2 protein-coding genes are annotated in these 25,935 nt (G+C 73.6%); both read right to left on the reverse strand.

Annotated features, from left to right (window positions below):
• Window positions 1-193: 193 nt before the first annotated feature.
• Window positions 194-11,134 (reverse strand): type I polyketide synthase, encoded by a 10,941-nt coding sequence (locus ABD817_RS06135; protein ID WP_344915883.1) that lies wholly within the window; start codon window positions 11,132-11,134, stop codon window positions 194-196.
• Entirely contained in the window at window positions 11,134-25,920 is a 14,787-nt protein-coding gene (locus ABD817_RS06140; protein ID WP_344915885.1) for a type I polyketide synthase, read from the reverse strand. The genes ABD817_RS06135 and ABD817_RS06140 overlap by 1 nt, the downstream gene beginning before the upstream one ends.
• Window positions 25,921-25,935: the final 15 nt, after the last annotated feature.

Below are 25,935 nucleotides of genomic sequence, written 5' to 3' on the forward strand. Positions count from 1 at the left end.
GAGGACCACCGCCCGGCCGTGGTCCTCCGTCGAGGGGCGCGGGGAAGACTGCCCGCTTCCGGAGAAGCCATGCCGACGAAACCAGCGACGAGCCAGCGAAATCGGACCTTTCGCCAGCTCAACCCCACGTTTCGCGAATTAGAACAAATCCCCTTCCGGGCCTATGGGGCTGTCCGGAAGGGGTGATGTGACGCTAGCCACTCGACTCCAGCTCGTTGTCCAGGATCTCGAAGAGCTCGTCGGCGGTCACCGAGCGCAACGCGGTGATGTCCTCCTCCTGGCCGGTCGCCCCCCATTTCGCGGCCAGCCCGCGCAACCGGGACGCGATCCGCCGCCGCTGCTCCTCGCTCCACGCCACGTCCGTCAGCGCGGACTCCAGCTTGGCGATCTCGACGTCCAGGGCCGGCTCGGTCACGTCGCCGGACAGCTCACGGAGCAGGTACCCGGCGATGGCGCCCGCCGAGGGGAAGTCGAACACCAGCGTCGCGGGCAGCCGCAAACCGCTGGCGGCACCGAGCCGGTTGCGGAGCTCGACCGCGGACAGGGAGTCGAAGCCCAGGTCGAGCAGGCCGCGGCCCGGTTCGATCGCCTCGCGGTCCTCGTGACCGAGCACGGCGGCGATGTGGGAACGCACCTCGTCGAGCATCAGCCTGTCGCGGGCCTGACCGATCTCGGCGGCCACCCGCCGGGCGAGGAGCCGGCCGCCGTCGGGTCCGGCCGCCCTCCTGGGCGGGGTGCGGACCAGGCCGCGCAGGATCGGCGGCACCTCCTCGGTGGCGGCCCGCACCCTGATCCGGGCGAGGTCCAGCCGCGCGGGCAGCAGCAGCGGCCGGTCGAGCCCGAGCGCGGCGCCGAACAGCGCGAGGCCCTCCTCCGCCTCCATCGGCAGGACGCCGGTGCGCGCGATCCGGCGCAGGCCGGTCTCGGGCAGCCTGCCCGCCATGCCGTCGTGGTCGGCCCACGAGCCCCAGGCCAGCGCCGACCCCGCCAGCCCGGCCGCGTGCCGCGCCTGGGCGAGGGCGTCGAGGAAGGCGTTGGCCGCGGCGTAGTTGGCCTGTCCCGCGCTCCCGAACACCCCGGCGACGGAGGAGAACAGCACGAACGCCGCGAGGTCGGCGGACGCGGTGAGCTCGTGCAGATTCGTCGCCACGTCGACCTTCGCCCGGAACACGGTGTCGATCCGTTCGGGGGTCAGCGCCCGCACCGTACCGTCGTCGAGCACGCCCGCGGTGTGGAGGACGCCGGTGAGCGGGTGCGCGGCGGGAATCCGGTCCAGCAGCGCCGCCAGCTCGTCCCGGTCCGCCGCGTCGCAGGCGGCGACCTCGACCTGCGCGCCGTACCCCCTGAGTTCCGCCGCGAGATCGGCGGACGCGGCCGGGTCCCGGCGACCGGCGAGGACGAGGTGGCGGACGCCGTGGCCGGTCACCAGTCGCCTGGCGACGAGCCCGCCGAGCCCGCCGGTGCCGCCGACGATCAGCACCGTGCCGTCGGGGTCGAGCGCGCGGCCCTCCCCCGACGGCCCCTGGACGGCTCTGGCCAGGCGTGGCGCGCGGATCGTCCCCTCGCGGACGGCGAGTTCCGGTTCGGCCGAGCCGATCGCCTTCGGCAGCGCCCGGCGCGAGACCTCCTCGCCGTCGAGGTCGACCAGGGCGAACCTGCCCGGGTTCTCCGCGCGGGCGGAGCGCACCAGCCCCCACACCGGCGCGTACGGGAGGTCCGGCGCGTCGCCGTCCGCCGTGACGACGGCCCCGCTGGTCAGCACGGTGAGGCGGGCGGCGTCGAACCGCTCGTCGGCGAGCCAGCCCCGCAGCACGCCGAGCACGTCGCCGGTCACGGACCGCGCGGTCGCGCCGGGCACCCTCGGCACGGGGTAGACCACGACCTCCGGCACCGCGCCGCCGTCGTCGATCGCACCGGCCAGAGCCTCCAGGTCCGCGTACCGCTCCGCCCCGTCCAGCCCGAGGTCGTCCCCGCCCAGTACGGCGCGGCGGGCCGGTGCCGTTCCCTCCGTGGGAACCGGTGTCCAGTCCAGCTGGTACAGCGACTCATGCCCGGCCTCCCCCGGCCGCTCGGCCGGGATCGGGCGCGAGACGAGCGAGCCGACGGAGAACACGGGCGCCCCGTCCTGGTCGGCGGCGTGCAGGGAGACGCCGTCCTTCCCCCCGGGTCCCCCGGGTTCCTCGGGGGCGAGCCGCACCCGCAGCGCAGAGGCTCCCCGCGCGTGGATCGCCACCTCGGTCCACGCGAACGGCAGCCGGGGCTCGCCACCGGGAGCGGCGACGAGACCGGCGTGCAGGGCGGCGTCGGAGAGCGCCGGGTGGAGCTGGAAGCGCCCGGCCTGCGCCCGCGCCTCGTCCGCCGGCGTGACCTCGGCGAACACCTCCTCGCCCCGCCGCCAGGCCGCGGTGAGCCCCTGGAACACCGGGCCGTAGCCGAGCCCCCGGGCCGCCAGGCTCTCGTACGCCCCGTCGAGCCCGATCGGCTCCGCGCCGGGCGGAGGCCACGACGACAGGTCGGCCGGGAAGTCCGGGAAGTCCGCCACCGGCTCGCCCGCCACCCCGGTCGCGTGACAGGTCCAGCCGGTCTCCCCACCGGCGGAACCGGCGGACTCGATCCTGGAGTGGACGCCGACCGGCCGCTCCCCCTTCTCGTCCGCCGGGCCGACCACGACCTGCAGCAGGACGGACCGATGCTCGGGCACCCGCAGCGGGGCCTGGAGCGTCAGCTCCCGCAGCGCGGCGCATCCCGCCTCGCCCGCCGCCGTGAGGGCCATCTCGACGAGGCCCGTACCGGGCACGAGCACCGAGCCGCGCACCGTGTGGTCGGCGAGCCAGGGGTGGGAGCCGAGCGACACCTTCCCGGTCATCAGCACGCCGCCGGAACCGGCGAGCCCGACGGCCGAGGTGAGGAACGGGTGCTCGGTGTCCCGCCGGCCGAACGCGCCGGTGCCGCCCGCCGGGTCCGAGGCGTCCAGCCAGTAGCGGCGGCGCTGGAAGGCGTAGGTCGGCAGCTCGACCCGGCGGGCGCCGGTACCGGCGAAGAAGGTGGGCCAGTCGACCGGCACACCCCGGGCGTGCAGACGGCCGACCGCCTCGACCAGCGTGTCCGCCCCCGGCCGGTCGGCGCGCTGGCAGGCCAGGAAGAGCCGCGCGTCGTCCGGGGACTCCTGGCCCATCGCGGTGAGCACGGCGTCGGGGCCGAGTTCCAGGAACGTCGTCACCCCCTGGGCGGCCAGCGTCTCCAAGCCGTCGTGGAAGCGCACGGTGGCCCGCACGTGGCGGACCCAGTACCCGGGCGTGCACAGCTCCTCGGGATCGGCCACCTCCCCGGTCACGTTGGAGACGATCGGGATCCTCGGCGGGCGTGGCGACAGCCCGCCGACCACCAGCGCGAACTCCTCCAGCATCGGCTCCATGAGCGGGGAGTGGAACGCGTGCGAGACGCGCAGCCGCTTCGTCCGGACGCCGTCCAGCCTCCTGACCAGCGCCGACACGGCCTCCTCGGTGCCGGAGACCACCACCGAGGCGGGGCCGTTCACCGCCGCGACGCTCACGTCGGCGGTGAGCAGCGGCACGATCCGGGCCTCGGGGGCGTTCACCGCGACCATCGCGCCGCCTGCGGGGAGGGCCTGCATCAGGCGGCCCCTGGCGGCCACCAGCACGCACGCGTCGGCCAGCGACAGCACGCCCGCCAGGTGCGCGGCCACGACCTCGCCGACGGAGTGGCCCGCGAGCAGGTTCGGGCGCACGCCCCACGACTCCAGGAGCCGGAACATCGCCACCTCGACGGCGAACAGGCCCGCCTGGGCGAACACCGTCCGGTCCAGGAGCTTCTCCTCCTCGGACGCGTCCGGCTCGCCGAACACCACGCTCGCCAGCGGGCGGTCCAGCAGCGGGTCCAGCAGCGGGTCCAGCAACGCGCAGACCGCGTCGAACGCCTCGGCGTAGACGGGGAAGGTCTCGTACAGCTCGCGTCCCATCCCGGCCCGCTGCGCGCCCTGCCCGGTGCACAGGAACGCGACGGGTCCCGGAGCGGCGGGAGATCCGGCGGGCCGCGTGCCGTCGCGCAGCCCGGCCAGGCCGCGCAGCAGGGCGGCCCGGTCACGGCCGGTCACCACCGCGCGGTGGTCGAGCGCGGCGCGGGAGGTGGCCAGCGACAGCCCGACGTCGGCGGGGGACGACTCCTCGCGGTCCCGCAGGAAGGAGAGCAGGCGCCCCGCCTGCGCCCTGAGCGCGGTCTCCGTACGGCCGGAGAGCACCCACGGCACAGCGTGGCCGGGGCTCTCACCACCGGATTTCTCACCACCGGGACTCTCATCACCGGGGTTCTCTCCGCTGGGACCCTCGGCGCCGGGCGGGCCCGGCTCGGGCTCGGCGGCCTGCTCGATGATCGCGTGCGCGTTGGTGCCGCTGATCCCGAAGGACGACACGGCCGCGCGGCGCGGGCGGCCGCTGTCCGGCCAGGCGATCCGCGCGGTGAGCAGCTCGACGGCGCCCTCCGACCAGTCCACCTCGCTGGACGGCGCGTCCACGTGCAGGGTCCTGGGCACGACCCCGTGCCGCATCGCCTGCACCATCTTGATCACTCCGGCCACGCCCGCCGCCGCCTGCGTGTGGCCGAGGTTGGACTTGATCGAGCCGAGCAGCAGGGGCCGGCCGGCCGGCCGGTCCTGACCGTAGGTGGCCAGCAGGGCCTGCGCCTCGATCGGGTCGCCGAGCCTGGTGCCGGTGCCGTGCGCCTCGACCACGTCGACGTCCGCCGTGGCCAGGCCCGCGCTCGCCAATGTCTGGCGGATGAGCCGCTGCTGGGCCGGGCCGTTCGGGGCCGTCAGCCCGTTGCTCGCCCCGTCCTGGTTCACGGCGGAGCCGCGCACCACGGCGAGCACGGGGTGGCCGTTGCGCCGGGCGTCCGACAGCCGCTCCAGCAGGAGCATCCCGGCCCCTTCCGACAGCCCGGTGCCGTCGGCGGCCTCGGCGAACGCCTTGCAGCGGCCGTCGGCCGCCAGGCCCCGCTGGGAGCTGAACCCGATCAGCGTCGCCGGGGTCGACATCACCGACGCCCCGCCCGCCAGCGCCAGGTCGCACTCGCCGCGCCGCAGCGCCTGCGCGGCCAGGTGCAGGGCGACCAGCGACGACGAGCACGCGGTGTCGACGGTCATCGCCGGTCCCTCGAAACCGAAGGTGTAGGACAGCCGCCCGGAGGCCACGCTGCCCAGGCTGCCGTTGCCGAGATAGGGGGCCACCTCGTCGGGGACGGCGGTGAGCCTGCTGCCGTACTCGTAGTACATCAGCCCGGCGAACACGCCGGTGCGGCTGCCCCGGAGCGACGCCGGGTCGATTCCCGCCGCCTCCAGCGCCTCCCAGGAGATCTCCAGCAGCAGCCGCTGCTGCGGGTCCATGGCCAGCGCCTCGTAGGGGCTGATGCCGAAGAACTCCGCGTCGAAGTCGGCGGCGTCGTGGAGGAATCCGCCGGTACGGGTGTGCGTCGTGCCCGGGGTGGCGGGGTCGGGGTCGTACAGCGCTTCGAGGTCCCAGCCCCGGTCGGTGGGGAACGACGACCGTCCCTCCCCACCCGAGGCGACCATGGACCACAGCTCCTCGGGGGTGTTCACGCCGCCGGGGAAGCGGCAGCTCATCGCGACGATCGCGATCGGGTCGTCGCCGGGCGACACGGGGGCGGCGGCCACGGTCGCCCGGCCGGTGCCGAGCAGCCGCGACAGCAGGTACCCCGCCAGCGCCTTGCCCGAGGGGTGGTCGAACACGAGGGTGGCGGGCAGGCGCAGCCCGGTGGCCGCGCCCAGCCCGTTGCGCAGCTCGACGGCGGTGAGCGAGTCGAAGCCGAGATCCTTGAAGGCCCGGCGCAGGTCGACCGTCTCGGGGGTGGCGTGGCCCAGGGCCGCGGCGACGTGGGAGCGGACGAGCTCCAGCATCGCCTCTTCCCTGTCGGGCTCGGTCAGCCCGGCCAGCCGCTGCGCCCATCCCTCGGCACCGCGCTCGGCGGCGACCCTGCGGGCGGGGGCACGGACCAGGCCGCGCAGCAGCGCGGGCAGCGACGCGGCGCGGGCGCGCAGCGCGGGGAGGTCGAACGCGATCGGTACGGTGACGGGCTCGTCCAGCGCGAGGGCCCGGTCGAACATGTCCAGGGCGGCCGGGGAGGAGAGCCCGAGCACGCCGGACCGCGCCATCCTGGCCACGTCCTCGTCGGTGAGGTGACCGGTCATCCCGCTGCGCTGGGTCCAGAACCCCCAGGCGAGCGACGTCGCGGGAAGGCCCAGCGCCCGGCGGTGCCTGGCCAGGCCGTCGAGGAAGGCGTTGGCGGCGGCGTAGTTGCCCTGCCCGGGGTCGCCGAGCACCCCGCTGGCGGAGGAGAACAGGACGAGCTCGACCGAGGGCAGCTCGCGGGTCAGCTCGTGCAGGTGCCAGGCGGCGTCCACCTTCGGCCGCAGTACCGCGTCCATCCGCCGGGGGGTGAGGGAGGAGACCGTCCCGTCGTCGAGGACGCCCGCCGCGTGCACCACGGCGGTGAGCGGGTGCTCGCCGGGGATGCCGGCGAGCAGGCGCCCGACCGCGGCCCTGTCCGCCACGTCGCAGGCGGCGACGGTCACCTCCGCGCCCAGTTCGGTGAGCTCGGCGCTCAGCCGTGCCACGTCCCCGTTCGCCGGGCCGCTGCGGCTGGCCAGCAGCAGGTGCCTCACCCCGCGTTCGGTGACCAGGTGCCGGGCGAGCACCGCGGCGAGCCCCCCGGTGCCGCCGGTGATCAGCACGGTTCCCTCGGGATCCCACACCCTCGGCGGGACCTGGGCGACGGCCTGGAGGGGGGTCCGCGCCAACCGGGGCACGAGCACCTCGCCCGCGCGTAGGGCGAGCTGCGGCTCGTCCGAGCCGAGTGCCCGCAGGACGTCGACCGGCAGGGGCCCGTCGAGATCGACGAGGACCAGGCGCTCGGGGTGCTCGGCCTGGACCGACCGCACCAGCCCCCACACCGCCGCGCCGGTCAGCACGTCGGCCGGTGCGTCGGCCTCGCCGGGCGCCGACGTGTCCGTCTCGCCGGGACCGGGCGTTACGGCGTGAGCGGGCGTCACGGCGGCCGGGCCGGAGCCGGTCGCGGCACCGGGCACCGGCGCGTCGGCCCCGCCGGGACCGGGCGTCGCGGCGACCCGGTCCGGGCCGATCGCGACACCGGCCTCGGTGAGGACGACGAGCCGCGAGTCGGCCAGCCGGGGATCGGCCAGCCAGCCCTGCAGGAGCGCGAGCGTCCGGTTCGCGCCCGACCTGACGGCGTCGGGAACCGCCGGGTCGCCCGGTGCGCGCGGGCACGCGGCGAAGACCACCTTGGGGGCGGGATCCCCCGCGTCCAGCGACCGCGTCAGGTCGGCCAGGTCCCGGCGGGACGCGCAGCCGCTCAGTACCGCCCCCACCCCGAACTCGTCCGCGCCGAGCACGGCGAACGGCCCCGACGGTGCCGGGTCCGTGATCGGGAGAGGCGTCCAGGTGAGCCGGTAGAGGGGGTCGCCCGTCGTGCGGGTCAGGGCCTCGGGGACGGACCGCACGGCCAGCGAGGCGACCGAGCAGACCGGCCTGCCCTCGGGGTCGCCCGCCTGCACGGTGACGGTGTCGGGGCCTGACGGCGCCAGCCGTACCCGCAGGGACGAGGCGCCGGTCGCGTACAGTTCCACACCGGTCCAGGAGAACGGGAGCCTGATCGGCCCCTCGTGGTCGACCAGGCCGGTGTGCAGCGCCGCATCCAGCAGGGCGGGGTGCAGGCCGTAGCCCGCGCCGTCCGCGTCCCGGGGGAGGTCGACCTCGGCGAAGACCTCCTCACCACGCCGCCACATCGCGCGCAGCCCCTGGAACACCGGCCCGTACCCGTACCCGAGGTCGGCCAGCCGGGGGTAGAAGCCGTCCAGCGCGACGCGGGTCGCGCCGGGCGGCGGCCACGCGTCCTGGGCGAAGGGTTCGGCGGGCGTCGCGGTGCCGAGCACGCCGTCGGCGTGCAGCGTCCACGGCTCCGTCTCCTCCTCGGCGCGCGAGTACACCGACAGGGCGCGCCGGTGCAGCGCGTCCGAGGGCTCCACCACGACCTGTACTTGCAGGCTCCCCCGTTCGGGCAGGGTGAGCGGGGTGTACACCGTCAGCTCCTCAAGCGCGGGACAGCCGGCCTGGTCACCGGCCCTGATCGCCAGTTCGACGAAGCCGGTGCCCGGCATCAGGATCGTGCCCGCCACGGCGTGGTCGGCCAGCCAGGGGTGCGACTCGACGGAGAGCCGCCCGGTGAGCACCACCCCGTCCCTGCCCGCCAGCGAGACGGCCGCGCCGAGGATCGGGTGGGAGAGCGAGGTCAGCCCGGCGGCGGCCACGTCCCCGCGCGGCTCGACCGCGTCCAGCCAGTACCGCTCGTCCTGGAAGGCGTACGTCGGCAGCCGGACCCGGCGGGCGCCGGTGCCCGCGAAGAAGGACGGCCAGTCCACCGGCAGGCCCCGGACGTACAGCTCGGCGGCCGAGGCGGCGAAGCGGCGCAGGTCCCCCTCGTCGCGGCGCAGCGTCCCCGCGGCGGAGGCGGCGGAACCGCTCTCGTCGATGGTCGCCTGGACGTTCACGGTCAGCACCGGATGCGGGCTGACCTCGATCAGGAACCCGTACCCCTCGTCCAGGACCGCGCGGGTGGCCTGCTCGAAGCGGACCGTCCGGCGCAGGTTGGTGTACCAGTACTCGGCGTCGAGCAGCTCGCCGTCCAACCGGCCGCCGGTCACCGCGGAGAAGAACGGCACGGTGGAGGGTGCCGGGCCGATCGGCCCCAGGTCGGCCAGCAGCCGGTCCCTGAGCCGCTCCACGTGCGCCGAGTGTGACGCGTAGTCCACCGCGATACGGCGGGCCCGCACCCCGTCCGTCTCGCAGCGGGACAGCAGTTCGTCCAGGGCGTCGCCGTCGCCGGAGACCACCACGGCCGAGGGGCCGTTGACCGCGGCGATCGTGAGCCTGTCACCCCAGGCGGCCAGCAGGTCCCGGGCGTCGGCCTCCGGCAGCGACACCGACGCCATGCCCCCCTGGCCCGCCAGTTCCTCGGCGATCGCGCGGCTGCGCAGCGCGACCACCCGCGCGGCGTCCCGGAGGGAGAGCGCGCCCGCGACGTACGCCGCCGCGATCTCCCCCTGGGAGTGGCCGACCACCGCGGCGGGCTCCACCCCGTGCGCGCGCCACAGCGCCGCCAGGGAGACGTTCACGGAGAACAGCGCCGGTTGCACGACGTCCACCCGGTCCAGGGAGGAGTCACGCAGCACGTCCAGCAGCGACCAGTCCACGTACGGGGCGAGGGCCTCGGCGCACGCCGACAGTTCGGCCGCGAAGGCCGGGGACGACTCCAGCAGGTCCAGCGCCATCCCCCGCCACTGCGAACCCTGGCCGGGGAAGACGAAGACGGCCTTGCCCCCTTCCTCCCCGGCGACCCCCCGCACCAGCCCTGCGGCCGGGACTCCCCCGGCGAGCCCGGCCAGGCCGGTACGCAGGCCGTCGAGGTCGTGACCGACCACGACCGCGCGGTGCTCGAAGGAGGCCCTGGTCGTCACGAGGGACAGGCCCGCGTCGAGCGGGCCGAGCCCGGGACGCTCGTCCACGAAGGCCAGCAGGCGCGCGGCCTGCCCGCGCAGCGCGGCCTCGTCCCGCGCGGACAGCACCCACGGCAGTACGGCGGCGGCGGAGCCGGACCCGTCGCCGCCGTCCCGAGGCTCCTCCGACCCCGACTGGGTTTCGACCTCGGCCGCCTCCAGGATCACGTGCGCGTTGGTGCCGCTCACCCCGAACGAGGAGACCCCCGCGCGGCGCGGCCTGTCGTACTCCGGCCACGGCCTCGCCTCGGTCAGCAGGCTGACGGCCCCCGCCGACCAGTCCACGTGCGGCGAGGGCTCGTCCACGTGCAGGGTCCTGGGCAGCACCCGGTGCCGCATCGCCATCACCATCTTGATCACCCCGCCGACCCCCGAGGCGGCCTGCGAGTGCCCGATGTTGGACTTCAGCGACCCCAGCCAGAGCGGGCGGTCCGCCGGGCGGTCCCTGCCGTAGACCGCCAGCAGGCTCTGCGCCTCGATCGGGTCGCCCAGCCTGGTGCCGGTGCCGTGCGCCTCGACCACGTCGACGTCGCGGGAGGTGAGCGCCGCGTTGCCGAGCGCCCGCCGGATCACCCGCTGCTGGGAGGGCCCATTGGGCGCCGACAGCCCGTTGCTGGCGCCGTCCTGGTTCACCGCCGTGCCGCGGACCACCGCCAGCACGGGGTGTCCCGCGCGGCGGGCGTCCGAGAGCCGTTCCAGGACCAGCATGCCCACGCCCTCCGACCAGCCGACCCCGTCGGCGGCGGACGCGAAGGACTTGCACCGCCCGTCGGGGGCGAGCCCGCGCTGCCTGCTGAACTCGACGAACGTCCCCGGCGTCGCCATCACCGTGGCGCCACCCGCCAGCGCCAGGCCGCACTCGCGCTGCCGCAGCGCCTGGACCGCCAGGTGCAGTGCCACCAGCGACGACGAGCACGCGGTGTCCACGGTGACCGCAGGGCCCTCCAGCCCCAGGGCGTAGGCGATCCGCCCGGAGGCGATGGCGCCCGCGCTGCCGTTGCCGAGGTAGGCCTCGAACTCCTCCATGCCGCGTTCGCGGACCCGCGCGCCGTAGTCGTGGTACATCAGACCGGCGAAGACACCGGTCTGGCTCTCCCGCAGCGAGTCGGGGGCGATCCCCGCGTTCTCCAGCGCCTCCCACGACGCCCGCAGCAGCAGCCGGTGCTGCGGGTCGCTGGTCAGCGCCTCGCGCGGCGACATCCCGAAGAACCCGGCGTCGAAGTCGGCCGCGTCGTGCAGGAACCCGCCCTGGTCGGTGTAGCTCGTGCCCGGCCGCTCCGGGTCCGGGTCGTACAGGCTCGCCACGTCCCAGCCCCGGTTGACGGGGAACCCCGAGATCGCGTCCCCGCCCTCGGCCACCAGCGACCACAGGTCCTCGGGTGAGCGTACGCCCCCCGGGTAGTGGCAGCTCATCCCGACGATGGCGATGGGCTCGCTCGCCTGGCCGGTCACCTCGCGCAGCCGCTCGGTGGTCTCGTGCAACTCGGCGGTGACCCGCTTGAGGTAGTCGCGGAGCTTGGCTTCGTTCCCCATCACACATCCGTCCGCTCTGCTTGCGACGTGCCCAGCTTGCTGTCGATGAAGGCGAAGATCTCGTCGTCGGAGGCCGCGTCGAGGTCGTCGGCGACGGTGTCCTCCTCACCGGTCCGGTGGAGGTCCTGCCAGGTGGCGACCAGGGTCCTGAGCCTGGCCGTGACGTCCGCGCGCGCGTCGTGGCCGAGCGCCTCGATCTCGTCCGGATCCGGCGTCGCCAGGATCGCCTCCAGCCGGTCGAGCTCACCGAGCAGGGAGAGCGGCGCGGCCACCGGCTCCGGGCGCAGACGGTCGTTCAGGTGTCTGGCCAGGGCCGCCGGGTTCGGGTAGTCGAACACGAGGGTGGCCGGCAGCCGGGTGCCGGTGACGGCGTTCATCCGGTTGCGCAGCTCGATCGCGGTGAGGGAGTCGAAGCCCAGCTCGTCGAATGGCCGGGAGGACCGTACCGCCTCGACGGATACATGGCCGAGGACCGCGGCGACCTCCGCCCTGACCAGGGCGAGCAGTTCCTCCTCCCGCTCCGCCTCCCCGAGCCCGGAGAGCCGGTCGGCCAGGGACGGCCCGTCCGTGGCCGCCGAGGCGGAGCGCCGCCGCCGTCCCGGCACCAGGCCGGTCAGCAGGGCGGGAAGCAGTCCCGCGTCATGCTGCTCGCGCAGCACGGCCGGGTTCAGCCTGACCGGTACCAGGGCGGGATCGTCCATCGTGACCGCCAGGTCGAACAGGGCCAGCGCGTCCGCGGTGGGCAGCGGCGAGACACCTCCGCGCCCCACCCTGGCGACCCCCTCACCGGTGAGGTGCGCGGTCATCTCGCTCGTCTGCTCCCACAGCCCCCAGGCCAGCGCGGTGCCCGGCAGCCCCAGGGACCTCCGGTGCGCGGCCAGCGCGTCGAGGAAGGCGTTCCCCGCCGCGTAGTTGCCCTGGCCCGCCGTGCCGAGCGTGCCGGCGGCGGCGGAGAACAGCACGAACGCCGACAGGTCCAGCGCCTCGGTGAGCTCGTGCAGGTGCCAGGCCGCGTCCGCCTTCGACCGCATCACCTCGTCGAGCCGCTCCGGGGTGAGGGTGGAGACCAGGCCGTCGGCCAGCGATCCGGCCGCGTGCACGACCGCCGTCAACGGGTGCCGGGAGGGAATGTCCGCCAGCAGTCGCGCCAGCGCGTCACGGTCGGTGACGTCGCAGGCGGCCAGGACGACCTCCGCGCCCAGATCCGCCAGCTCCGCCCGGAGGCTCTCCGCCCCCGGCGCGTCCGCTCCGCGCCTGCTCGCCAGCAGCAGCCTGCGGGCGCCGTACTCGGCGACCAGGTGCCGCGCGAGCAGTCCGCCCAGGCCACCGGTGCCCCCGGTGATCAGTACGGTGCCCTCCGTCAGGTCCGGTCCCGCGGACCGGTCGCCCGGCGTCGCCCGCACCAGGCGGGGCACCGAGACGGCTCCGGCGTGCACGGCGATCTGCGGTTCGGCGCCGGTGATCGCGGCGGGCAGCAGCCGCCACGACTCCGGGTCCTCGTCCACGTCGGCCAGCACGATCCGGCCGGGGTGCTCGGCCTGGGCGGAGCGGACGAATCCGGCGACCGCGGCCGAGGCGAGGTCGGCGGGCGTACCCGTCCTCCGGGTCAGGATCACCAGGGTGGACGCGGCCAGCCGTTCGTCGGCCAGCCAGGATCGCACCGCCGCGAGAGTCCGCGCGGTCGCCGGGCGCGCGTCGTCCGGGGAGGTGGCGCCGACGGGGAACAGCACCGCCCGGGGCGACGGCGCACCGGCGTCGAGCGCCGCTCGCAGAGCGTCGATGTCGGTGTGCTCCACCATCTGAACCGGGGTGGGCTCCACCGTGCGAACCGGGGCGCCGGTGACGGGCGCGTCCACCCAGGCGATCCGGTACAGCGAGTCCTGGACGGCGGGCCCGGTCTCGGGACTGACCGCCTGGACCGGGCGCAGCACCAGCGACCCGATCGACACCACGGGGGCTCCCTTGGGGTCGGCGGTGTGCACGGAGACGGCGCCGTCCTCGGCCGTGGAGATACGGACCCGCAGGCCGGTGGCTCCGGTGGCGTGCAGGGCGACGTCGTTCCAGGCGAACGGGAGCGCGGCGCCCGCGTCGGGGTGACCGGTCAGCCCGACGGCGTGCAGCGCGGCGTCCAGCAGGGCCGGATGCACGCCGTACCGTCCCGCCTCGTCCCTGACCTGGTCGGGCAGGGCCACCTCCGCGAAGACGTCCGCGCCGCGCCGCCAGGCCGCCTGGAGTCCGCGGAAAGCCGGGCCGTAGGCCAGGCCGCCCTCGACGACGTCGTCGTAGATCGCGCCGAGTTCGATCGGCGTCGCACCCTCCGGCGGCCACACCTCCAGACTGTCCGGCTCGGCCGGGGTGCCGGGGGTGAGGGCGCCGACGGCGTGCCGGGTCCAGACCGCGTCCAGGGGGGCCTCGGCGGCGCGCGAGTGCACGGTGAGCCTGCGCCGCCCGTTCTCGTCGGCGGCGTCCACCGCGACCTGGATCGCCACCGCGCCGGTTTCCGGCAGGACGAGCGGGGCCTGGAGGGTCAGCTCCTCCAGGAAGCCGCAGCCGACCTGGTCTCCGACCCAGACTCCCAGCTCGACCAGGGCGGTGCCGGGGAACACGGCCACCGCGCCGACCCGGTGGTCGGCCAGCCAGGGATGCGTCGCGAGCGACAGCCTCCCGGTCAGGACCGTCGTCTCCGCGTCGGCCAGCGAGATCGTCGCGCCGAGCAGCGGGTGCTCGGCGTCGGCCAGCCCGACCGAGCCCATGTCACCGGTGTCGGCGACGGTGTCGAGCCAGTAGTGCTTCCGCTGGAAGGGGTAGGTCGGCAGGTCGATCCGCTGGGCGCCGGATCCGGTGAACAGTGTCGGCCAGTCGACCGTGACGCCTCGGGTCCATGCCTGGCCCAGTCCGCGGATGGTGGCTTCGACCTCGTCGTGGTCCTTGTGTGCCAGGGGGGTGAAGACGGCGTTCTGGGTCTCCATCGCCGACAGGGCAGGGCTCGGTCCGGCTTCGATGAGGGTGGTGACGCCCTCGGCCTCCAGGGTGCGTACCGCGTCGCCGAATCGGACCGGTTCGCGGACCTGCCGCACCCAGTAGTCGGCGGACGTGATCTCGTCGGGGTCGGCGAGGTGGCCGGTCAGGGTCGATACCAGGGGGATGCGGGGCCGGTTCCACACCACCGACTCCAGGACCGTGCGGAAGTCGGTCAGCATCGGCTCCATGAGCGGGGAGTGGAAGGCGTGCGAGACGTTTAGCCGTTTAGTCCTGATCCCGTCCAGCTGATTCAGCAACGCTTCGACCGCCTCCTCGTCACCGGAGACCACCACCGACGCCGGGCCGTTGACCGCCGCCAGGCCGACCCGCTCGTTCAGGTACGGGGCGATGTCCGCTTCCGAGGCGGCTACTGCGGCCATCGCCCCACCCGGAGCCAGAGCCTGCATCAACCGGCCGCGTGCCTCCACCACCCGGCACGCATCCTGCAGCGACCACACCCCCGCCACATGAGCAGCGGCGATCTCCCCCACCGAATGACCACCGACGAAGTCCGGAACCACCCCCCACGACTCCAGCAGCCGGAACAGGGCGACCTCGAAGGCGAACAGCCCCTGCTGGGCGTACACCGTCTGGTCGATCAGCTCCGAACCACCGAACACCACCTCCTTGACCGCTGCAGGGCAGGCGGCGTCGAAGGCTTCGGCGAACACCGGGAACGCGGCATACAGTTCCGCTCCCATCCCGGGCCGCTGCGCCCCCTGGCCGGAGAACAGCACCGCGCACCGGCCTCCCGCGACCGTCCCACTGACCAGCCCCTCCCCCACCATCACCGCACGGTGGTCCAGAGCGGTCCGGGTCGTGGCCAGGGAGTATCCGATGTCCAGCGCGTTCCCGGCCCACGACGCCAACCTCGTAACCTGCGCACCCAACCCCTCGGCGGTCTTGGCCGACACCACCCACGGCACCACCGGCATCGCCCTCTCCACCACCCGAGCCACCGGCTCCTCCGCCACCCCCTCCACGATCACATGCGCGTTCGTCCCACTGATCCCGAACGACGACACCCCCGCACGACGAGGCCCTTCGCGCTCGGGCCACGGCCGGGCCTCGGTCAGGAGCTCGATCGCGCCCGAGGACCAGTCCACGTGCGGTGAGGGCTCGTCCACGTGCAGCGTCTTCGGCATCACCCCGTGCCGCATCGCCATCACCATCTTGATCACACCCGCCACCCCGGCGGCGGCCTGGGCGTGCCCCATGTTCGACTTCACCGATCCCAGCCACAGCGGAGCCGACCGGCCCTGACCGTAGGTGGCCAGCAACGCCTGCGCCTCGATCGGATCACCCAACGTCGTCCCCGTGCCGTGCGCCTCCACCACGTCCACGTCGGACACCTCAAGGTCGGCGTTCGCGAGCGCCTGACGGATCACCCTTTCCTGGGAGGGGCCGTTCGGCGCGGTCAGGCCGTTCGACGCCCCGTCCTGGTTGACCGCGCTGCCCCGTACCACCGCCAGCACCGGGTGCCCGTTGCGGCGCGCGTCGGACAGCCGCTCCAGCAGCAGCATTCCCACGCCCTCGGACCAGCCCGCGCCGTCGGCGGTGGACGCGAAGGACTTGCAGCGGCCGTCGGGCGACAGCGCCCGCTGCCGGGAGAAGCGGACGAACATCTCCGGTGTCGCCATCACCGTCACGCCACCGGCCAGCGCCAGCGTGCTCTCTCCCTGCCGCAGCGACTGGCAGGCCAGATGCATGGCGACCAGCGACGACGAGCACGCCGTGTCCACCGTCACCGCCGGGCCCTCCAGACCGAAGGTGTAGGAGAGCCTTCCGGAGACGACGCTCGCGGCATTGCCGATCTCGACGTTGTAGTCCTGGACGTTGGTGCCGACGAACACGCCCACTTGGCCGCCGCGCAGTGAGACGGGGTCGATGCCCGCGCGTTCGAACGCCTGCCAGGAGTTCTCCAGCAGCAGGCGCTGCTGCGGATCCAGCGACCGGGCCTCGCGCGGGGAGATGCCGAAGAACTCCGCGTCGAACTCCGCGACGTCGTGCAGGAAGCCGCCCGCGCGGGCGTAGTTCTTGCCCGGCCGGTCGGGGTCGGGGTCGTACAGTCCCTGGACGTCCCAGCCTCGGTTCTCGGGGAACGCCGACACCGCGTCCACCTCCTCGTCGACCAACCGCCACAGGTCCTCGGGGGATCGGACGTCCCCGGGGAAGCGGCAGCTCATCGCGACGATGGCGATCGGCTCGTCGGTCCCCGCGCTCGCCGTCGCGACCGTGACGGGCTCGTGCCCCGTCCCGGCCAGTTCGGCCTTCAGGTACGCGGCGACCGCCGAGGGGGTGGGCCGGTCGAAGACCAGGGTGGCCGGGAGGACCAGCCCGGTGGCCGTGCTCAGCCGGTTGCGCAGTTCGACCGCGGTCAGGGAGTCGAAACCGAGCTCCTGGAAGGCCCGATCGACGGGGACGGCCTCCGTTGAGGCGTGCCGCAGCACGGTGGCCGCCTCGATCCGTACGAGATCGAGGAGAAGGGGCTCGCGCTGCGCGTCGGGCAGCTCCGCGACGCGGCGGGCCAGCTCCGATCTCTCCGCCTGGCCGGCCGGTGTGTCCGGGGTGACCAGTACGCGCTGGACCTCGGGAATCCGGTCGATCAGCGGGCTGGGCCGCGCGGCGGTGAAGGCCGGGGCGAACCTCTCCCATTCGATGTCGGCGACGACGAGATCGACGTCGTCGTGATCCAGTGCCTGACCGAGGGCGGCGAGGGTGAGCCTCGGGTCCATCGCGCGCAGGCCCTGGCGTCGCAGCCGTTCCTCAAGGTCGGTCTCGACGGCCAGCCCCTCCCCGGCCCACAGCCCCCAGGCGACCGATGTGGCCTTCAGCCCGCGTGCCCGCCGCCGCCGCGCCAGGGCGTCCAGGGAGGCGTTCGCCGCCGCGTAGGTGGCCTGCGCGGCGCTGCCCCAGATCCCGGCCGTCGAGGAGAACAGCACCAGCAGGTCCGAATCGCGGTCGAGCAACTCGTCGAGATACTCGGCACCGGTGACCTTCGCGCCGAACACGGCCTCGGTGTCGCTCATCGTCGTCTCGTCCAGGGTGGCCCAGCCGCCGATCCCCGCGGTGTGGAAGGCGGCCGTCACCCGGTGTTCCGCCAGCAGGTCACGCAGCGCCGACCGGTCCGTCACGTCACAGGACGCGATGGTCACGCGCGCGCCCGCCCGGCCGAGTTCCTCCGCGAGCTTCCCGGCGCCGGGCGCGTCGGCTCCTCGGCGACCAGCCAGTACGAGGTGCTCGGCTCCTCTGCCGACGAGCCACCTGGCCACGTGCGCGCCCACGCCTCCCGTACCCCCGGTCACCAGGACGGTGCCGTCCGGGCGCCAGGTCTCGGCGGGTTCGGCGATCGGCGCGCGGTGCAGGCGGCGTACGAAGACTCCGGAGGCGCGCACCGCGAGCTGATCCTCGTCGGAGGAGCCCGCGACGGCGTTCACCAACCGGCTCAGTGCCTGCTCGTTCATGCTCTCGGGCAGTTCGACGAGCCCACCCCACCGGCTGGGACGCTCCAGGCCGATCGACCTGCCCAGCCCCCAGAGCCGGGCCTGGCCCGTGTCGGCCTGGCCGTCCAGGGTGAGTGCCCACAGGGGTGCGGCCGTCCCGGCGTCGCCGAGGGCCTGCGCCAGCAGGATGGTGTTCGCCACGCGCAGGTCCACGAGGGGATGGCCGGGGTGTGGCCGGTCCTCCAGCGCCAGCAGGGACAGCACCCGATCACAGGAACCGCCGGTGGCCCGCCGGATCCGGTCCGCCAGGGCGTCCCGGTCCTGCTCGGTCAGCTCCAGCGTCAGCACGGTGATGCCGCGCCGCTCCAGCGTCCGTAGCGCCACCACCCAGGGATGGTCGAGATGACCCTCGGGGACCACCACGAGCCAGCTCTGCGGGGATACGCGCACGGGCACATCGGGTACGGCTTCCCAGCCGACGCGGTAACGCCAGCCGTTCACGGTGGACTGCTCGTCCCGCTGCCTGCGCCACGAGGAGAGGATGGGCAACATGGTGCGCAGCGCGCCGTCCTCGCCGTCCGCCATGCCCAGGGTGATGGCCAGCCGCTCGACGTCCCCCTGCTCCACGGCCGCCCAGAAGCGCGACTCCTCGTGGTTCTCCTCCACCGCGGCGACGTCGGCGTTCAGCCAGTAGCGCTGTCGTTGGAAGGGGTAGGTGGGCAGGTCGATCCGCTGAGCACCGGATCCGGTGAACATCTCCGGCCAGTCGACCGCCACACCCCGGGTCCACGCCTGGCCCAGTCCGCGGATCACGGCCTCGACCTCGTCGTGCTCCTTACGCGCCAGAGGGGTGAAGACGGCGCTCTGGGTCTCCATCGCCGACAGGACAGGGCTTGGCCCGGCTTCGATGAGCGTGGTGACGCCTTCGGCTTCCAGGGTGCGCACCGCGTCGCCGAACCGGACCGGCTCACGCACCTGCCGCACCCAATACTCGGCGGACGCGATCTCGTCGGGGTCGGCGAGGTGGCCGGTCAGGGTCGATACCAGGGGGATGCGGGGCCGGTTCCACACCACCGACTCCAGGACCGTGCGGAAGTCCTCCAGCATCGGCTCCATCCGCGCCGAATGGAAAGCGTGCGAGACCCGTAGCCGTTTGGCCCTGACCCCGTCCAACTGGTTCAACAGCGCCTCGACCGCGTCCTCGTCACCGGAGACCACCACCGACGCCGGACCGTTGACCGCCGCCAGGCCGACCCGCTCGTTCAAATACGGGGCGATGTCTGCTTCCGAAGCGGCTATCGCGGCCATTGCCCCACCGGCGGGCAGGTTCTGCATCAACCGGCCGCGTGCCTCCACCACCCGGCAGGCGTCTTCCAAAGACCACACCCCGGCCACATGAGCAGCCGCGATCTCTCCTACGGAGTGTCCGCCGACGAAGTCCGGGACCACGCCCCAGGACTCCAGCAGCCGGAACAGGGCGACCTCGAAGGCGAAGAGCCCCTGCTGGGCGTACACCGTCTGGTCGATCAGCTCCGAGCCGCTGAACAGCACCTCCTTGACCGCTGCCGGGCAGGCGGCGTCGAAGGCTTCGGCGAACACCGGGAACGCCGCATACAACCCCGCTCCCATCCCGGGCCGCTGTGCTCCCTGGCCGGAGAACAGCACCGCGCACCGGCCTCCCGCGACCGATCCGCTCACCAGCCCCTCCCCCACCACCACCGCACGATGATCCAGAGCGGTCCGGGTCGTGGCCAGCGAGTAGCCGATGTCCAGTGCGTCCCCCGCCCACGACGCCAACCTCGCGACCTGCGCACCCAACCCCTCAGCCGACTTGGCCGACACCACCCACGGCACCACCGGCATCGCTCGCTCCACCACCGGAACGACCGGCTCCTCCACCACCCCCTCCACGATCACGTGCGCGTTCGTCCCACTGATCCCGAACGACGACACCCCCGCCCGACGAGGCCCCTCCCCCACCGGCCACGGACGGGACTCCGCCAACACCTCCACCGCACCCGACGACCAGTCCACATGCGACGACGGCTCATCCACATGCAGCGTCTTCGGCATCACGCCGTGCCGCATCGCCATCACCATCTTGATCACACCCGCCACCCCGGCGGCGGCCTGGGGGTGTCCGAGGTTGGACTTCACCGACCCCAGCCACAGCGGAGCCGACCGGCCCTGACCGTAGGTGGCCAGCAACGCCTGCGCCTCGATCGGGTCACCGAGCGTCGTCCCGGTACCGTGCCCCTCCACCACGTCCACATCGGCGGACCCCAGACCCGCGTCGGCGAGGGCCGCCCGGATGACGCGCTGCTGCGAGGGACCGTTCGGCGCGGTCAGGCCGTTCGACGCCCCGTCCTGGTTGACCGCGCTGCCCCGTACCACCGCCAGCACCCGATGCCCGTTACGACGAGCGTCCGACAACCGCTCCAGCAGCAGGACACCCGCCCCCTCCGACCAGCCCGCGCCGTCCGCGGCGGTGGCGAACGATCTGCACCGGCCGTCACCGGACAGCACTCCCTGCCGGGAGAACTCGACGAACATGTCCGGCGTGGCCATCACGGTCACGCCACCGGCCAGCGCCAGCGAGCAGTCACCCTGCCGCAACGACCGGCAGGCCGTGTGCAGCGCCACGAGCGAGGAGGAACAGGCGGTGTCCATGGTGACGGCCGGTCCCTCGAACCCGAACGTGTACGCGACCCGGCCGGAGACCAGGCTTCCCGCCCCGCTGCTCCCGGGGTAGTCGTGGTACATCACACCGGTGAACACCCCGGTCGAGCTGCCGCGCAGCGAGGCGGCGTCCATGCCCGCGCGTTCCAGCGCCTCCCACGAGATCTCCAGGAACAGGCGTTGCTGCGGGTCCAGCACCGGCGCCTCACGCGGTGAGATCCCGAAGAACTCCGCGTCGAAGTCAGCCGCGTCGTAGAGGAACCCGCCCTCGCGGACGTAGCTGGTGCCCGGCCTGGACCCGCTGGGGTCGTACACCGCGCCGAGGTCCCAGCCCCGGTCGGCGGGGAAGTCGGAGATCACGTCGAGGCCGTCGGCCACCAGCCGCCACAGCCCCTCCGGGGAGGTCACCCCACCCGGGTAACGGCAGGCCATTCCCACGATCGCGATCGGCTCCAGGTCGGCCGCCACGGTGGGCGCCGCCGTCTGGACGGGAGCCGTACCGAGCAACTCGTCCCTGAGGTGGCGTGCCAGCACGATCGAGTTGGGGTAGTCGAAGACCAGGGTGGCGGGAAGCCGGAGGCCCGTCGCCTCGTTCAGCAGGTTGCGGAGCTCCACGGCGGCCAGCGAGTCGAAGCCCAGCTCGCGGAAGGCGGCTCCCGGCTCCGCGGACTCGTTCGCGGAATATCCGAGCACGGTGGCGACACGGGTACGGACCAGGTCCAGCATCACCCGATCCCGCTCCGGCTCGGTGAGGGCGCCGAGACGACGGGAAAGCGCGGGGTCGGCCGAGGCGCGTCCCGGTTCGACCACCCGGCGGGACCTGGTCCGCAGCAGGCCGCGCAGCAGTGGCGGGATCTCGTCGGTGCGGGCGTTCAGCGCGACGCGGTCCACCCGGACCGGTGCGAGGACGGGCCTGCCAAGCCCGACGGCCGCGTCGAACAGCCCCAGCGCCTCCTCGGTGGCCAGTGGCGGCAGCCCCAGCCGGGACATGCGTCGCAGGCCCGCCTCGTCGAGCAGTTCCGCCATCCCCTCGGCCTCGGCCCAGAGCCCCCAGGCCAGCGAGGTGGCGGGCAGTCCCGCCGCCTCGCGATATCCGGCCAGCGCGTCGAGGAAGGCGTTGGCCGCGGCGTAGTTGGCCTGGCCCGCGCCGAGAACGAGGCTCGCCGCCGACGAGTAGAGCACGAAGGCCGAGAGGCCGAGCTCCCTGGTGAGCTCGTGCAGGTGCCAGGCCGCGTCCACCTTCGGACGCATCACCCGGTCCACCTGCTCGGGGGTGAGCGAGCCGAGCACTCCGACGTCCGCCACCCCCGCGGCGTGCACGACGGCGGTGAGGGGGTGCCGTGGGGACACCTCCGCGAGTACGGCGGCCAGCGACGCCCTGTCGGTGACGTCACAGGCGGAGACCGTGACCTCGGCACCCAGCGCGGCCAGCTCGTCCCGCAGCTCCGTCGCCCCGGCCGCTTCCGGGCCTCGGCGGCTGACCAGCAGCAGGTGCCTGACCCCGCGCGCCTCGACGAGGTGGCGGGCGAGCAGCGCGCCCAGCCCGCCGGTGCCTCCGGTGATCAGCACCGTTCCGTCCGCGGACCAGTTCGACGCCGCCTGGCCGGGGGCCACCGGGGCGAAGCGGGGCACCCGTGCGGCACCGGCGCGTACCGCCACCTCCGGCTCGCCCGACGCGACGACCGCGGCGAGCAGCCGTTCGGAGGAGGGGTGATCGTCCAGGTCGACGAGGCAGAATCGCCCCGGATGCTCGGCCTGGGCGGAGCGCACCAGCCCCCACAGCGCCGACTGCCGGAGATCCACGGCCGTGTCGTCGGCGCCCGTGCTCACCGCCCCGCGTGTCACCACCACGAGCCGCGAGGAGGAGGCCCGCTCGTCGGCGAGCCAGGTCTGCAGGTCCCGCAGCGTCCGCCGGGTCGCCGCCCGTACCCGTCCGGGCAGGTCCTCGTCGTCCGCCCCCGTGGCACGCGTCGGCTCGTCCGCGTCGAGGGCGTACGCCAGCAGTACGACGTCGGGCATCGGCGTGTCCGGCCCGATCGTACGGCCCAGGTCGGCCAGGTCGGGGCGGTCGGGGCCGCCGACCTCCGGCCGGTGTCGTTCGTCCCGCACCGGAGCGAGAGAGATCAGGGGCCAGTCCACCTCGAACAGCACGTCGCGTCCCGGCCGCCCGAGCTGGTCGGCGGAGACCGGGCGGGCCAGCAGCCGGGAGACACCCGCGACCGGCGCTCCCGACGAGTCCGTGACCGTCACCGACATGGCGTCCTCGCCGACCGGCCGGATCCACACCCGCAGCGCCTCGGCACCGGTGGCCAGCAGCGAGACGCCATGCCACTCGAAGGGGATCCGCGTCCCCGTGGCCTCGTTCAGCAGCCTGGGGTGCATGGCGGCGTCCAGCAACGCCGGATGCAGGCCGAAACCGGCGCCGCTCATGTCCTCCGGCAGGGCCACCTCGGCGAAGACCTCGTCGCCCCGGCGCCACATCGCCCGCAGCCCCCGGAACGCGGGTCCGTAGTCATAGCCGCGCGCGGCGAGGCTCTCGTAGGCCCCGTCGAGCTCGACCGGTGTCGCGTCCGATGGCGGCCAGGCGTCCGGCTCCATGGAGGGGAGGTCGGCGGCGGGCTCCACGGGGCGGACCGTGCCGGTGGCGTGGCGGGTCCAGGGGAGGTCCGGATCGGAGTCGTCGGGCCGGGAGTGGATGGAGAACGCCCGCAGCCCGGTCTCGTCCGGTGTGCGGACGATGATCTGGAGCCGTACCGCTCCGGTGTCGGGCAGCACCAGCGGGCTCTCCAGCGTGAGACCTTCGAGAGTGCCGCACCCGACCTCGTCACCGGCCTGGATGGCGAGTTCGACGAAGCCGGTGCCGGGGAAGATCACCGCCCCCATCACCCGATGATCGGCCAGCCAGGGTTGCGTCTCCACCGACAACCGCCCCGTCAACACCACCCCCTGCGAATCGGCCAACACCACCGCCGCAGCCAGCAAAGGATGACCAGCCGCGCTCACCCCCACATCACCCGAGACAACACCCCCCTCCAACCAATAACGCCTCCGCTGGAAGGGGTAGGTGGGCAGGTCGATCCGCTGGGCGCCGGACCCGGTGAACAGCGTCGGCCAGTCGACCGTGACGCCTCGGGTCCATGCCTGGCCCAGTCCACGGATGGTGGCTTCGACCTCGTCGTGGTCCTTACGCGCCAGGGGGGCGAAGACGGCGCTCTGGGTCTCCATCGCCGACAGGGCAGGGCTCGGTCCGGCTTCGATGAGCGTGGTGACGCCTTCGGCTTCCAGAGTGCGCACCGCGTCGCCGAACCGGACGGGCTCGCGGACCTGCCGCACCCAATACTCCGCCGACGCGATCTCGTCGGGGTCGGCGAGGTGGCCGGTCAGGGTCGATACCAGGGGGATGCGGGGCCGATTCCACGACACCGACTCCAGGACTACCCGGAAGTCGTCCAGCATCGGATCCATCCGCGCCGAATGGAAAGCGTGCGAGACCCGTAGCCGTTTGGTCCTGATCCCGTCCAGTTGGTTCAGCAGTGTCTCGACCGCGTCCTCGTCACCGGAGACCACCACCGAGGCCGGGCCGTTGACCGCTGCCAACCCGACCCGCTCGTTCAGGTACGGGGCGATGTCTGCTTCCGAGGCGGCTATCGCGACCATCGCCCCACCCGGGGGCAGGTCCTGCATCAACCGGCCGCGTGCCTCCACCACCCGGCAGGCATCTTCCAAAGACCACACCCCCGCCACATGAGCAGCCGCGATCTCCCCCACCGAATGACCCCCGACGAAGTCGGGGACCACCCCCCACGACTCCACCAACCGGAACAACGCCACCTCGAACGCGAACAACCCCTGCTGGGCGTACACCGTCTGATCGATCAGCTCCGAACCCCCGAACACCACCTCCTTGACCGGCGCCGGACACGCAGCGTCGAAGGCCTCGGCGAACACCGGGAACGCCGCGTACAGCCCCGCTCCCATCCCGGGCCGTTGCGCCCCCTGACCCGAGAACAGCACCGCACACCGGCCCCCGGCCACACCATCCGCACCCGGGACGAACGCCGCCAGCTCATCACGATCCGGCCCGCAGAACACCGCACGATGATCCAAAACCGTCCGGGTCGTCGCCAGCGAGTACCCCACATCCAGCGCGTCCCCCGACCACGACGCCAACCTCGTAACCTGCGCACCCAACCCCTCAGCCGACCTGGCCGACACCACCCACGGCACCACCGGCAACCCACGCCCCACCGCCGGAGCAACCGACTCCACGACCCCTTCCACGATCACGTGCGCGTTCGTCCCACTGATCCCGAACGACGACACCCCCGCCCGGCGGGGTCCTTCACGCTCGGGCCATGGCCGGGACTCCGCCAACAGCTCCACCGCACCCGACGACCAGTCCACATGCGACGACGGCTCGTCCACGTGCAGCGTCCTCGGCATCACCCCGTGCCGCATCGCCATCACCATCTTGATCACACCCGCCACCCCGGCGGCGGCCTGCGTATGACCCAGATTCGACTTCACCGACCCCAACCACAAAGGGACGGTTCGATCCTGACCGTACGTCGCCAGCAACGCCTGCGCCTCGATCGGGTCGCCGAGCGTCGTCCCCGTACCGTGCCCCTCCACCACGTCCACATCGGCGAACTCCAACTCCGCGTTCGCCAACGCCTGACGGATCACCCGCTGCTGCGCCGGACCGTTGGGCGCCGTCAACCCGTGGCTGGCGCCGTCCTGGTTGACCGCGCTGCCCCGGATCACCGCCAGCACCCGGTGCCCGTTACGGCGGGCGTCCGACAGCCGCTCCAGCAGGACCAGGCCCGCGCCCTCGGACCATCCGAGCCCGTCGGCCGCCTCGGCGTAGGGTTTGCACCGGCCGTCGGCCGCCAGCCCGCGCTGGCGGCTGAACTGGAAGAACACGCTGGGCGTCGCCATCACGGTCACGCCACCGGCCAGCGCCAGCGAGCACTCTCCCCTCTGCAGCGCCTGGGCGGCGAGGTGCATGGTGACCAGCGACGACGAGCACGCCGTGTCCACTGTTACCGCTGGTCCCTCCAGGCCGAAGGTGTAGGCCACCCGTCCCGAGACGACGCTCCCCGCGCTGCCGAGGCCCACGTTGGCCTCCTGGCCGGATGTCAGCGAGGACGGCCGCGAGCCGTACTCGCCGTACATCACCCCGGCGAACACCCCGGTGTCGCTGCCGCGCAGTGAGTCGGGGGCGATGCCCGCGTTCTCGAAGGTCTCCCAGCCGAGTTCCAGCAGTAGCCGCTGCTGCGGGTCGATGACCAGTGCCTCGCGCGGGCTGATCCCGAAGAACGCCGGGTCGAACTCGGCCACGTCGTGCAGGAACCCGCCCTGCCGGGTGTAGGACCTGCCGGTGCGCTCCGGGTCCGGGTCGTAGAGGCCGGGGTCCCAGCCTCGGTCGGCAGGAAAGTCCGAGATGGCGTCGGTCCCCCCGGCCACCAGCCGCCACAGCTCCTCCGGCGAGGTCACCCCGCCGGGGAACCGGCACCCCATCCCGATGATCGCGATCGGCTCGTTGGAGGCGGAGACCAGATCGAGGTTCGCCTGCTTCAGCCGCTCGTTCTCTCTCAGCGCGCTCCGCAGCGCTCGGACAAGCTTGTCGTCAGAGTTCGCCATGGGCTTTCCCATCGT

Origin of the sequence: Streptosporangium oxazolinicum (assembly GCF_039537505.1) — a bacterium.
GTDB lineage: Bacteria > Actinomycetota > Actinomycetes > Streptosporangiales > Streptosporangiaceae > Streptosporangium > Streptosporangium oxazolinicum.